Source organism: Acetobacter vaccinii (assembly GCF_008365315.1).
Lineage (GTDB): Bacteria > Pseudomonadota > Alphaproteobacteria > Acetobacterales > Acetobacteraceae > Acetobacter > Acetobacter vaccinii.
The window spans coordinates 1413184-1425700 of record NZ_CP043506.1 but is presented as its reverse complement, the minus strand read 5'-3'; the positions used below and the strand labels follow the sequence as shown (position 1 = coordinate 1425700).

Annotated in this window: 10 protein-coding genes and 1 tRNA gene; 4 read left to right on the top strand and 7 right to left on the bottom strand. The window is 58.5% G+C overall.

The window, feature by feature from the left end; genetic code table 11:
- Positions 1–88: 88 nt before the first annotated feature.
- From hisB to FLP30_RS06315, 3 genes are all read right to left on the bottom strand, one after another.
- Complete coding sequence (gene hisB, locus FLP30_RS06325; RefSeq protein WP_149279061.1) at positions 89–685, bottom strand: imidazoleglycerol-phosphate dehydratase HisB; 597 nt, start codon at positions 683–685, stop codon at positions 89–91.
- A 61-nt stretch (positions 686–746) separates the two neighbouring features.
- Positions 747–2792, bottom strand: coding sequence for an NAD(+) synthase (locus tag FLP30_RS06320; RefSeq protein ID WP_149279060.1), 2046 nt, complete (start codon positions 2790–2792; stop codon positions 747–749).
- A 138-nt stretch (positions 2793–2930) separates the two neighbouring features.
- Complete coding sequence (locus tag FLP30_RS06315; RefSeq protein WP_149279059.1) at positions 2931–3938, bottom strand: zinc-dependent alcohol dehydrogenase family protein; 1008 nt, start codon at positions 3936–3938, stop codon at positions 2931–2933.
- Positions 3939–4276: 338 nt separating this feature from the next.
- Between FLP30_RS06315 and FLP30_RS06310 the strand changes: the two genes are divergently transcribed.
- From FLP30_RS06310 to FLP30_RS06300, 3 genes are all read left to right on the top strand, one after another.
- Positions 4277–4351 (top strand) — tRNA-Gly (locus tag FLP30_RS06310).
- A gap of 580 nt (positions 4352–4931) precedes the next feature.
- Positions 4932–5915, top strand: a complete 984-nt coding sequence (locus tag FLP30_RS06305) for a DUF1852 domain-containing protein (protein ID WP_149279058.1) — start codon at positions 4932–4934, stop codon at positions 5913–5915.
- Positions 5916–5942: 27 nt separating this feature from the next.
- Positions 5943–6977, top strand: coding sequence for a methionine synthase (locus FLP30_RS06300; protein WP_149279057.1), 1035 nt, complete (start codon positions 5943–5945; stop codon positions 6975–6977).
- A gap of 68 nt (positions 6978–7045) precedes the next feature.
- On the opposite strand, the gene metF is transcribed toward FLP30_RS06300, so the two are convergent.
- Positions 7046–7975, bottom strand: coding sequence for a methylenetetrahydrofolate reductase [NAD(P)H] (gene metF, locus FLP30_RS06295; protein ID WP_149280264.1), 930 nt, complete (start codon positions 7973–7975; stop codon positions 7046–7048).
- A gap of 261 nt (positions 7976–8236) precedes the next feature.
- Between metF and FLP30_RS06290 the strand changes: the two genes are divergently transcribed.
- Positions 8237–9136 (top strand): LysR family transcriptional regulator, encoded by a 900-nt coding sequence (locus FLP30_RS06290; protein ID WP_149280263.1) that lies wholly within the window; start codon positions 8237–8239, stop codon positions 9134–9136.
- A gap of 116 nt (positions 9137–9252) precedes the next feature.
- On the opposite strand, the gene rfbD is transcribed toward FLP30_RS06290, so the two are convergent.
- The 3 genes from rfbD to FLP30_RS06275 form a co-directional block, all read right to left on the bottom strand.
- Positions 9253–10158, bottom strand: a complete 906-nt coding sequence (gene rfbD / locus FLP30_RS06285) for a dTDP-4-dehydrorhamnose reductase (RefSeq protein WP_149279056.1) — start codon at positions 10156–10158, stop codon at positions 9253–9255.
- 168 nt (positions 10159–10326) lie between these two features.
- On the bottom strand, positions 10327–11385 hold the full coding sequence (gene rfbB / locus FLP30_RS06280) for a dTDP-glucose 4,6-dehydratase (protein WP_149279055.1): 1059 nt from the start codon (positions 11383–11385) through the stop codon (positions 10327–10329).
- Positions 11386–11496: 111 nt separating this feature from the next.
- Complete coding sequence (locus FLP30_RS06275; protein WP_149280262.1) at positions 11497–12405, bottom strand: LysR family transcriptional regulator; 909 nt, start codon at positions 12403–12405, stop codon at positions 11497–11499.
- Between the last annotated feature and the right edge of the window lie 112 nt (positions 12406–12517).

The window sequence follows — 12517 nt, the reverse complement described above, 5'->3', positions numbered from 1 at the left end:
CAGCAGCGTAAAAGACTGATCCGGCCCGGAGCGGGGCCACCCCGTCAGAGGGGAGAACGCCTAGCCCGCCCGGATTGCGCGCTGCACCTTACAGGACACCCTTGGTGGAGGGAATGGCCCCCGCAGCCCGTGGGTCGGCCTCTACCGCCATGCGCAGGGCGCGGGCCAGAGCCTTGAACCCGGCTTCGGCAATATGGTGGCAGTTGTGCCCGGCCTTCTGGTTCAGGTGCAGGGTCAGCATGGCGGACATGGCAAAGGCACGAAAAAACTCCTCCACCAGTTCTGTATCCAGCTCCCCGATCCGGTCGCGGGTAAAGGTAGCATTAAAGGTCAGGAACGGGCGGCCAGAAAGGTCGACCACGGCCTCACACAATGCTTCGTCCAGCGGGACCAGCGCATGGCCAAAACGGCGCACGCCGCGCTTGTCGCCCAAGGCCTGCCGCAGCGCCTGCCCAAGGGCAATGCCTGTATCCTCCACCGTATGGTGGCCATCAATATGCAGGTCACCACGCACGCTTACGTCCAGGTCAAACAGCGCATGCTTGGCAAGGGCTGTCAGCATATGGTCGAAAAAGCCGATCCCGGTTGCACTGCGGGCAACCCCCGACCCATCAAGGTTGAGGGTAATGGCGATATCGGTTTCGCTGGTCGTGCGCTGCACGGTGGCTTGGCGTGATACTGTCATGGGGCCAGCTTATAGCCCAAGACACAGGACAATGCCATTGCGGCCACCACCATGGGGTGTGTCAGTCCTGCGGCACGCTGTTTTCCAGCTCCGCCAGCCACAGGCGGGCGTTACCATCCGAGGGCGCACGCCAGTCCCCCCTGGGGGACAGGCTACCACCGGGCATGACCTTGGGCGCATTGGGCATGGCCGAACGCTTGAACTGGCTGAGCGCAAAAAAGCGCCGCAGGAACACCCCCAGCCAATGCCGGATTTCGGCCAGAGTATAGGCTTTTCTGTCCTGCGGCAGAAAGCCCGGGGGCCAGTCCCCCACAGTGGCGTCCCGCCAAGCGTGCTCGGCCATGTAGGCCACGCGGGACGGTGACAGGCCATGGCGCAGGATATGGTAGAGCGCAAAGTCGTGCAGGGCGTAGGGGCCGATGATGTCCTCCGTCCGCTGGCCACCCCCCTCCCCCGCAGGCACCAACTCGGGCGAGATTTCGGTCTCCAGCACGATCTGCAACACCTCACGCACAGGCGGGGGGAAATGGCCCGAGGCAATACACCAGCGGATAAGATGCTGGATCAGGGTCTTGGGCAGACCCGCGTTGACCCCGTAATGGGCCATCTGATCGCCCACACCGTAGGTGCACCAGCCTAGCGCGAGTTCCGACAGGTCGCCCGTGCCGATCACGATCCCGTTATGCTGGTTGGCCAGCCGGAACAGGAAGTCCGTCCGCAGCCCGGCCTGCACGTTCTCAAAGGTAATGTCATGCACGGGCTCCCCTCTGGCAAAGGGGTGATCCATTTCCTTCAGCATGACCTGCGCAGTGGGGCGGATATCAAGCGTCTGGGCATGAATACCCAGCCGCTCCATCAGGGCCACCGCACTGGCCAGTGTTTTCTCGGTCGTGCCAAAACCGGGCATGGTGTAGCCACGCACCGCCGTGCGCGGCCAGCCCAGCTCATCCGCCGCACGCACCGCCACAAGCAGCGCGTGTGTGGAGTCGAGCCCGCCGGAAACCCCGATGACCATGGCCCGCGCCCCACAGGTCAGCAGCCGCTGCCGCAGGGCCGATACCTGGATGGAAAAAGCCTCAAAACAATCCTGCTCCAACCGGGCCGGGTCGGCTGGAACAAACGGAAAGCGGGATACGGGCCGCAGCAGCCCAATGTCACGCCGGGTAGGGTTCAGGCTCAGGCTGATCCTGCGCCAGCCATCCTGCCCTGCCGCCTTCCCGCAGGCGGTAAACGAGCCCATGCTCAGCCGCTCCTGCCGCAGCAGGGTCAGGTCTATATCGGCCAGCAAAGCGCGGGCCCCTGTGGGAAAGCGCTCGCTCTGGGCCAGAAGCTGGCCGTTTTCAAAAATGGTTGTCTGGCCATCCCACGCCAGATCGGTGGTCGATTCGCCCTCACCGGCGGCGGCGTAAAGATAGGCCGCAACACAGCGTGCTGACTGCGACCGGCACAGCATGGCCCGTGTTTCGGCCTTGCCCACGGTAATATCGCTGGCCGACAGATTGGCCAGCACCGTGGCCCCCGCCATGGCCTGCTGGGTGGACGGCGGGGCAGGCACCCACAGGTCCTCGCACAGTTCCACACCAAGGCAGAAGCCCGGCAGATCCCGCGCCTCAAACAGCAGGTCCACGCCAAAGGGAATGTCACGCCCGCGCAGGGTCAGGGTTTCCCCCCGCACGGCAACGCCGGGGGTGAAATGCCGGAATTCGTAAAACTCGCGGTAGCCGGGCAGGTAGCTTTTGGGCACAGCCCCGACAATACGCCCCCGGTGCAGCACAACCGCGCAGTTATACAGCGCCGTGCCGTGCCGCAGCGGCGCACCTACCACCAGAATGGGGGTCATCTCCGCTGTGGCAGCTGCCAGATTTTCCAGCGCCAGTTCGACCGCATCCAGCAGCACATCCTGCCGGACAAGGTCTTCTATGGAGTAGCCACACAGCCCCAGTTCGGGGAACACACACACCACCGCGCCGTCGCGCCCGCATTGCGCCGCGACATCGCCTATCCTGCCCGCATTGGTGGCTGGGTCAGCCAGCGCCACAGGCACGGTGCAGACCGCAACACGGGCAAACCCCTGATGGTAAAGCGATCGGAATGAGGACGGAGCCATGGCGTTGCTTCCCTTGCTATCGGCCTGCTGCCAGATACCCCTGCTTAGCAGGGGACTGGAGTCCACGCCACGACAAGTCAGCCCTGCGGGGTATCACACCCCTTGTCGGGGGGCAGAACTCCCCCCTCAGGTCAGTGATCAGAACTCAAGACAGATCTTGCCAAAGTGGCGGTTGCTTTCCTGATAGCGGAAAGCGGCCACAAGATCGTCCAGCGCAAAGGCACGGTCCACCACGGGCTTGAGGCCACTGGCATTGATGCCCCTGATCATTTCAATCTGCTGGGCGCGACTGCCCACAAGCACGCCTTGCAGGCGAATCTGGCGCACAAGGGCTGGCACGAACTGGAATGTGGTCGCAACCCCGCCCAGAATACCAATAACCGCAATATGCCCCGCCACCCGCACGGCCTGCATGGACTGCTCCAGCGTGGCTGGGCCGCCCACTTCGATAATATGGTCAACACCCCGCCCACCTGTCAGCCGCAGTGCGGTCTCCCCCCACTGCGGGTCGGTGCGATAGTTGATAAGGTGGTCAGCCCCCAGCGCCTTCATCCGTTCCAGTTTTTCATCGCTGGAGGAGGTCGCAATCACCGTGGCACCGGCCAGCTTGGCAAATTGCAGGGCAAAGACCGAGACCCCGCCCGTGCCCTGCACCAGCACAGTCTCACCCGGCTGCAAGGGGCCGTCGGCAAACAGGGCGCGCCATGCTGTCAGCCCCGCCGTGGTCAGCGTTGCTGCCTGGGCGTGGGTGTAACCCACGGGCGCATGGGTGAAGGCGGTTGCGGCGGCAGTGACCTCCTGCCGGGCGTAACCATCCACCCCATCACCCGGCACGGTAGCAAAGCCCACAACTTCGGGCGTGCCCGCAAGCCATGTAGGAAAAAAGGTGCTGACAACCCTGTCCCCCACAGCAAACTCGCTCACGCCCGCACCCACAGCCAGCACTTCCCCCGCGCCGTCAGCCATGGGAATGCGCGGCTCGGTCGGCCCCCACATGCCGCTGACCACCGCATAGTCATGATAGTTCAGGGACGACGCATGCAGCCGCACCGTAATCTGCCCGGCCTGCGGGGCTGGTGTGGCGCGTTCCTCCATAACAACACGATCGAACCCACCGCCGGGCTGAACAACAACAACCTTGGACATACGCCACCTGCCTTGTGTGAAAACCTGCAACAACCCCCGGACGGGGGCACCATGCCTGCATGATACCAAAAGATACGCCCCAGCAGCAGCCTGCCCGGCCGCTGCGCCAGTAACGCAGCTTTTGCATGCCCCAAACTCCACTACCGGGGCCGCAACACCATGACCTACCAGCCTGTTTTGGTGGGAGGCATGAGTGGCCAGCCGCAGGGGCGCGAGCAAGGGTCGCAGTTTTCCGCCATTTTTTCCGCCTAGCCCCAGAAAAGATTAGAAAAATTGAATTTTTTGCATTTTTCCTCTTGCGCACATCCCGCATCACCCGTAGAAGAAGGCCATCCGATGCGGGCGTAGCTCAGGGGTAGAGCACAACCTTGCCAAGGTTGGGGTCGTGGGTTCGAATCCCATCGCCCGCTCCAGATTTCCTCCGGGATTTCTGAAGCGACACAAAAAGCCACCGCAAGGTGGCTTTTGTCGTTTTGGCCAATGGCTAAAACATCCAGCATTCGGACAACCAAACAAACATAACAGACGGCATGACAACACAGCGTCTGTGCCAGACAGTTGCGTGTTCAGTTCTCAGCACGTTGACCGCCTTAGCTGGCCCCACCCAGAACAGAACTGCGTGCTACTGGCAGCAAACCTGTCCACAATGAACCGGCTGGGAGAGGCTATAGCCCTACCCAAAAAGCCCGTTCACCTTTGGCTGCGCAATAACCCGGAAAACATAAGTCATAACCTATGCTTTCCGCGCCATTCCATTGGCAGCACCAACCGCCAGATACGCGCACCCGCCACTCAGGACCATGAATGAGATTCATGGTTTAATGAAATAAAATCATTTTTATTCACTCAACTGATCAGGCATAACAAGAACAACGCGTGACGATCCGCACAACAGAACTCTCTGATAGAGAAAATCATAAAGAAAATTGGACGTTTTTATAACGCCAATCCTTCTGCCATGATCTTCTCTCAAGAACAGGATGGCAAACCACCATGATCAAAGACTCTTCTTTTAAAATTAAGAGGATTTATTTTGATGAGACCTATCATCCCTCGGACAATACCCGCCTGACAACCAATTTTGCCAATCTGGCCCGTGGTGAAAACCGTCAGGAAAACCTGCGTAATGTCCTGAAGATGATTGATAATCGCTTCAATGATCTGGCACAGTGGGACAACCCGACGGGGGATCGCTATTCTGTTGAGATCGAGATTATTTCTGCCGAGATCGAGATTGAAAACGATAACAGCGCAGATACCTTCCCGCTGATCGAAATCCTGAACACCACGATTGTTGATAAAAAAACCAAGACACGTATTGAAGGTTCCGTCGGCAACAACTTCTCCTCTTACGTGCGTGATTATGATTTTAGCATTCTTTTGCTGGACTACAACAAAACCCAGCCCTCGTTTAACGCCCCCCATGACTTTGGCGACCTGCATGGTAATCTTTTCAAGAGCTTTCTGAACTCGACTGCCTATAAAACGGCATTCCAGAAACTCCCTGTGATCTGCCTGAGCGTTTCGACCAACAAGACCTATCACCGCACAGACAACCAGCACCCGATCCTGGGGGTTGAATATCAGCAGCACGAGTTTTCTCTCACAGACCAGTATTTTGCCAAAATGGGCATGCAGGTACGCTACTTCATGCCTGCACGAAGTGTTGCGCCGCTGGCATTCTACTTTTTTGGCGACCTGCTGGCCGATTATACAAGCCTGGAGCTGATCAGCGCCATCAGCACCATGGAGTCTTTTCAGAAAGTTTACCGTCCGGAAATCTACAATGCCAATTCCGCAGCGGCAAAAGACTATCAGCCCAGCCTGAAACATCAGGACTATTCGCTCACCCGGATTGTGTATGACCGGGAGGAACGGAGCCAGTTAGCCATTAAACAGGGCAGGTTTACACAAGAAAGCTTTATCGCGCCCTATCAGGACCGTCTTGAAGAATGGTCTGCCACATACGCTGCCTGAGACACAAAAAATACGAGGTTGTATCTTATGAAAACACTACTCCCTACATCAACGGCAGGCAGCCTGCCCAAACCCTCCTGGCTGGCACAGGCCGAGACCCTCTGGTCACCCTGGAAATTGCAGGATGCTGCCTTGATTGAAGGCAAGCAGGACGCCCTGCGCCTGTCGCTGGATGATCAAGACCGTGCAGGCATTGATATTGTCAGTGATGGTGAACAAACACGCCAGCACTTTGTAACAACCTTTATCGAACACCTAAGCGGCGTTGACTTTGAAAGCCGCCAGACCGTTAAAATTCGTAATCGTTATGATGCCAGCGTGCCCACAGTTGTCGGCGCTGTCTCACGCGAAAAACCCGTTTTTGTAGAAGACGCCAAGTTTTTACGCGGCCTTACCAAAAAACCGATCAAATGGGCGCTCCCCGGCCCCATGACCATGATCGACACACTGTATGACGCACACTACAAAAGCCGCGAGAAACTGGCCTGGGAATTTGCCAAAATTCTCAATCAGGAAGCCAGAGAACTGGAAGCCGCAGGCGTTGACATCATCCAGTTTGACGAACCCGCCTTTAATGTCTTTTTTGATGAAGTGAATGACTGGGGCATTGCAACATTGGAAAAAGCCATTGAAGGGCTAAAATGCGAAACGGCTGTCCATATCTGCTATGGTTATGGGATCAAGGCCAATATCGACTGGAAAAACTCTCTGGGGTCCGAATGGCGGCAGTATGAGGAAATTTTCCCCAAGCTGCAAAAGTCCAATATTGACCTGATCTCACTGGAATGCCAGCACTCGCGCGTGCCGATGGATCTGATTGAACTGATCCGCGGCAAAAAAGTGATGGTTGGCGCTATTGATGTTGCAACCCACACGGTTGAAACGCCAGAAGACGTTGCCAATACCCTGCGTCAGGCACTGCGGTTTGTTGATGCTGACAAGCTCTACCCCTGCACCAATTGCGGCATGGCCCCCTTGCCGCGCCATGTGGCACGGGGCAAGCTGCAGGCCTTGAGCGCAGGCGCTGCCATCATCCGCAAGGAACTGTCTGCCCAAGGGTAAGACCACACAACAACAGGCCTTGCCTGGCGGCTTACCCCGCCGCCGGGCAGTCTGTCGTCCTGCTGGCTTTAAAAGTCTGTTTTCCCCGCACAGATAGGGCGCACACCAAGAATATGCGCGATGGTGTGAGCAGGCTCGGGGGCGTTGAGGGTCGAGATATGGAACTCATTAACCCCATATCCCTGCAAAATGCGCACCTGTTCCGCCATGACAACACAGGCAAGAGTGCGGCGTAACTCCCGGTTGTTTTGTGTGCCTTCAAACAAACGGGTCAGCCACGCGGGCACATCCACCCCACATGCGGCGGAAAAGCGTGCCACCTGAGTATAATTGGTAACCGGCATCAGGCCCGGCACAATCGGCGCGGTCACACCTGCGGCATGGCAACGGTCCAGAAAACGCACATAAAGTATGGGGTCAAAAAAATACTGCGTAATGGCGCGGGTAGCTCCGGCGTCAAACTTGCATTTGAGGTTATCCAGATCAGCCGCAGCACTCATAGCCGCAGGATGTGTCTCTGGGTACGCCGCTACTGAAATTTCAAAATCCGCAATCCGGCGTAGCCCTGCCACAAGGTCACTGGCATAGGCATAACCACCCGGATGGGGGGTGTATGCCTGCCCGGCTGGTGGGTCACCCCGCAGAGCCACAATATGCCTGACACCCGCCTGCCAGTAATTACGGGCCATCTCATCCACAGCCTCACGCGGTGCGCCAACACAGGTCAGATGGGCGGCAGGGGCCAGAGTGGTCTCCCGCTTCAGACGCATTACCGTATCCTGGGTGGAGGTGCGTGTTGTGCCCCCGACCCCATATGTGACCGAGACAAAACGGGGTGAAAGAGGCTCCAGACGGCGGATACACTGCCACAGCCGCTGCTCCTGCGCCTTTGTCCGTGATGGAACGAACTCGAACGAGAGCGCTGGCCCTGCGCCCTCATGCTGCGGCGTGGTGCCATACCGTTCTGTCAGGAGGCAGGATTGTGGGGCTGGAAACATCTCAGCCACTACAGGAAAAGCTTTGTGTAAGACAGTAGTTTTCTACCATGCAATGACCCGGAGGCATACGCCCCCGACACCACACAGAGCGTGCGGCAAGGCCATGCCTAGTCATACCGGGCGAACAGAACAGGCTGGTCCTGATCATGGAGAAATCTCCAATATAATTGTCATGATTTCTCATAATAGGCTTTCTAAAAAATGATCGGAAATGATATGTTTTTATGATTATATAAATTCCATGCATTGATGGAGCCCATGATGAGCATTTTAGAGCGCAGTCATCTGAAGATCATTCAGGAAGTCGCGCGTGAGGGCTCCCTAACTGCCGCCGGGCTGCGCCTGCATCTGACCCAGCCTGCACTCAGCCATGCCATTCGCAAAATTGAAAGCCAGTTAGGGGTCAAAGTCTGGCGGCGGGAAGGACGCTCCCTGGTACTGACCCAGGCTGGAGAGTGGCTGCTGCTGCTGGCCAACAGGCTGCTCCCGCAGTTTGAACTGGCCGAAAAACGGCTGGAACAGTTTGGCAATGGCGAGCGCGGCACGCTGCGTATCGGAATGGAATGTCACCCCTGCTACCAGTGGCTTTTAAAAGTTGTATCGCCCTATCTGGAACGCTGGCCCAAGGTTGATGTCGATGTACGGCAGAAGTTTCAGTTCGGCGGGATCGGGGCGTTATTCAGTAACGAGATTGATATCCTAGTCACACCCGACCCGCTGTATAAGCCAGAACTGACATTTACGCCGGTTTTTGACTATGAACTGGTGCTGGTTGTCGGCCCCCAGCACCCTTTGCGGCACCTGAAGTTTGTCACACCGGAACAACTCTCTGGTGAAACACTGATTACCTACCCTGTACCTTCCGAACGGCTTGATATCTATACCCAGTTCTTTCAACCTGCGGGCATTGCCCCACGGCAGCAAAAGCAGATCGAAACCACCGATATCATGCTGGTCATGGTCGCCCATGGCAGGGGGGTTGCGGCACTCCCCCGCTGGCTGGTGGACGAATACGCCACACGTTTTGAGCTTTACCCACTCAGACTTGGCAAAAATGGCATTGCAAAGCAGATTTTTCTGGGACGGCGAGAAACTGATGAAGACATTCAGTATTTGCGTGATTTTATAGAATTCGCTGCCTCACCACGCGAGAATTCCTAGCACAACTTTAAAAAACACCTCTCGATTTTAAACAAGCAGCCCTGCTTGCCCAGAAGACAAACATCCGTGCTGAATATCCTTACCCAGCACGGAAGCCTGCCGATAGATCACCCTGTTCAGGCAGGCTGCGCCAGCAACTGCTGCACAACATGGTGCACACTCTCCCGCCACTGGGGCAGGCGCACACCAAAAACGCGGTACAGCTTGTCAGTATTCATGCGGGAGTCAGCAGGCCGGTGGGCCGGAGTTGGCCAGTCCTCGGTACGGATGGCAGTCACTTCGGGCATGGCCTGCCCATAAGCCACGGCGTCCTGCAAGGCGGCCACGGCAAGGTCGTGCCATGTAGCATCGCCCGTGCCACAGGCGTGGTAGATGCCTGCGTAGTCTTCCTTCCAGCCGCCCGCTTCAATCGTGCCCAGAATGGACAGAATGGCGCTGGCCAGGTCTTCCGCACTGGTGGGGTTGCCCTGCTGGTCGCCCACAACGCGCAGGCTCGGGTTCTTGGCCCCTGCATTCAGCATGGTACGCACAAAATTGCGCCCATAAGCCGAATAGACCCACGATGTCCGCAGGATAATGCTCTGCGGGCAGGCTGCCAGCACTGCGGCCTCTCCCTCCGCCTTGGTGCGACCATACACCGTCCGGGGGGAAATGGGGTCTGTCTCCAGATAGGGTGCGCCTTTGTCACCGCTGAAAACATAGTCGGTCGAGACATGTATAAAGGGGATGCCACGCGCCGCGCACAGTTCAGCCAGCCGCTGGGGGCCTGCGGTATTGGCACGGGCTGCGGCTTCGGCCTCACTTTCCGCAAGGTCCACAGCGGTCCATGCGGCGGCGTTCACAACGGCACAGGGTGCAACCTCTGCCACGGCGGCATCCAGTGTTTCCAGGCGGTCAAAATCCAGAACCGGCCTGCCAACCCGATGGATACGCGGCCCACCCAGATGCGCCAGAGACAGGGCCAGTTGCCCCTCCCCTCCGATCACCAGAACAGGCTTGCCCTGCGCGGACAGTGTCGTCATCCCCATTATTCCCTGTCTATACGGGGCGGGGCTTTCGCGCTGGAAAGCTGTGTCCTGCCCACCTGATTTCAAGCAAAAGCGTTATCCGGGGTGGGGCAATTGTCCCTTATGGGCCGCACCCACCCCGCATGGTCTGCCGCGTATGCCGCAGACCGGGGCAAAGGGGGCTTACGACGCAGCCGCACCCAGCCGCTGGCCGGTATAGCGGCGGGCCCGAATACCCTCCCACCAGTTCCGGTTGTCCAGATACCACTGCACGGTACGACGGATGCCGCTTTCAAACGTATGTTCCGCCTTCCAGCCCAGTGCCTGCTCGGCGTGGGAGGGGTCGATTTCGTAACGGAAATCATGCCCGGGACGGTCCGTCACAAAGCGGATCAGGCGCTCACGCGGGCCTGCAGCGTCGGGCACCAGCTCATCCAGCACGGAGCAGATGGCACGCACCACCTCAATATTGCTGCGCGGCTGGCGGGCACCAATGGCGTAGGTCTCGCCCGGCTGGCCCTGTTCCACCGCCTTGACCAGTGCTACGGCGTGGTCATCCACAAACAGCCAGTCACGCACGTTCTCACCCGTGCCATAAACCGGCAATTCCTTGCCCTCGATGGCGTTGATCGTCACCAGCGGGATCAGCTTTTCGGGGAAGTGCCACACACCGTAGTTGTTGGTGGTGTTGGTCACAAAGGTCGGCAGACCATAGGTATGGTACCAGGCCCGCACAAAATGGTCGGACGCCGCCTTGCTGGCAGAATACGGGCTGCGCGGGTCGTAGGGAGTGCTTTCGTTAAACGGCGGATCGCCCATTTCCAGCGCACCGAACACTTCATCGGTGGAAATATGATGGAAGCGGAACGCCTTCTGCCCCGCCTTGTCCAGCCCCAGCCAGTAACGACGGGCGGCATCCAGCAAGGAGCAGGTGCCCACAACGTTGGTCTGGACAAACACGCCCGGCCCGTCGATGGAGCGGTCTACGTGGCTTTCTGCTGCCAGATGCATGACCGCATCGGGCTGGAAGGAGGCAAACAGGGCATCCAGCGCCGGAGTGTCAAGAATATTGGTCTGGGAAAATTTGTAGCGGCTGCTGGCGGCGGCCCCTTCCACCGTTTCGGGGGAGGCCGCATAGGTCATGCAGTCCACGTTCAGAACAGTATGTTCGGTATCCCGAATGATATGGCGGACCACGGCGGAGCCGATAAAACCGCAGCCCCCTGTTAATAAAATACGCATTATTGTCTCTGAACTTGTGAATAAGTGGGTCTTTCCATAGCATAGAACCACAGAATGAAAAAATTATGTCCAGCACAGGACTTACGCCCATCTGTGCCTCCTGCTGCCCTGTCAGAGCCAGGTGGGAGCCAGAAAACGGTCGGTCAGATAGTTCATGAAAACATTAACCCTGGCCGAACGCAGCGGGCTGGGTGGTGTCACAAGGTACAGCGCAATGGAGGCCACCTGCCAGTCGGGCAGAATAACCTCAACCTCCCCCGCCATCAGGGCGCTATGGACCATAAAGGCCGGAAACAGGCCGTAGCCCAGGCCCTCACGCAGGACGGGTAAAAAGGCCTCGGCATTGTTTGAGCGCATGCGCGCTGCCTGCGACAGCACAAAATCCTCCCCTGTCTGCCCGTGCTGAAAGCGCAGGGTGCCGGGGGCTGCGGTGTTGGTGTACACAAACCCCTTGCGCCCCACCAGATCACGCGGGTGCTGGGGCCGCCCGACCTCTGCCAGCCAGAACGGGGCGGCCACAAGCAGCAGCCTGACCGGACATAGCTTGCGCGCGCGCAGCGAGGAATCCGCCAGCGATGCAATTCTGAGCGCAAGATCAAACCCGTCGGCCACCAGGTCCACCGCCGTGTCGCTAAAATCCGCCAGAATGTCGATCCCGGGATACTGGCGGAGGAAGGCGGGCAGCAAAGGGGCCACATGATGCACGCCAAAGCACATCGGGGCCGCCAGACGGATCGGGCCGGACAGGCGGGCTGTGCCTTCCATGGCTTCGGTCTCCGCCGACTGGGCAGCCCCCAGCATACGGCTGGCGTGGCCCAGCAAAGCGCGCCCCTCCTCCGTCAGCGACAACTGGCGCGATGTCCGGTTGAACAGGGCGACACCCAATGTCTGCTCCAGCCGCGACACGGCCTTGGACACGGTAGGCCGGGACAGTTGCACCTCGTCCGCCGCACGGGCGAAGGAGCCACATTCCGCCACCTTTGCAAAAATGGCCCATCCTTCAAAATCCGGTAGCCGCATGGACATGCCCTGTTACCTTTCCTGCCCTTAAACATCACAAATGGAAACAATAGATTTCCACCAATTCTGTTTTATACCACATATGCCCGCGTTAGGGTTTTCCCAGACAGTC

Bases quoted from the DNA above. Each gene is read 5' to 3' on its own strand.
- hisB (WP_149279061.1), bottom strand. From the start codon at position 685: ATGACAGTATCACGCCAAGCCACCGTGCAGCGCACGACCAGCGAAACC.
- FLP30_RS06320 (WP_149279060.1), bottom strand. From the start codon at position 2,792: ATGGCTCCGTCCTCATTCCGATCGCTTTACCATCAGGGGTTTGCCCGT.
- FLP30_RS06315 (WP_149279059.1), bottom strand. From the start codon at position 3,938: ATGTCCAAGGTTGTTGTTGTTCAGCCCGGCGGTGGGTTCGATCGTGTT.
- FLP30_RS06305 (WP_149279058.1), top strand. From the start codon at position 4,932: ATGATCAAAGACTCTTCTTTTAAAATTAAGAGGATTTATTTTGATGAG.
- FLP30_RS06300 (WP_149279057.1), top strand. From the start codon at position 5,943: ATGAAAACACTACTCCCTACATCAACGGCAGGCAGCCTGCCCAAACCC.
- metF (WP_149280264.1), bottom strand. From the start codon at position 7,975: ATGTTTCCAGCCCCACAATCCTGCCTCCTGACAGAACGGTATGGCACC.
- FLP30_RS06290 (WP_149280263.1), top strand. From the start codon at position 8,237: ATGAGCATTTTAGAGCGCAGTCATCTGAAGATCATTCAGGAAGTCGCG.
- rfbD (WP_149279056.1), bottom strand. From the start codon at position 10,158: ATGACGACACTGTCCGCGCAGGGCAAGCCTGTTCTGGTGATCGGAGGG.
- rfbB (WP_149279055.1), bottom strand. From the start codon at position 11,385: ATGCGTATTTTATTAACAGGGGGCTGCGGTTTTATCGGCTCCGCCGTG.
- FLP30_RS06275 (WP_149280262.1), bottom strand. From the start codon at position 12,405: ATGCGGCTACCGGATTTTGAAGGATGGGCCATTTTTGCAAAGGTGGCG.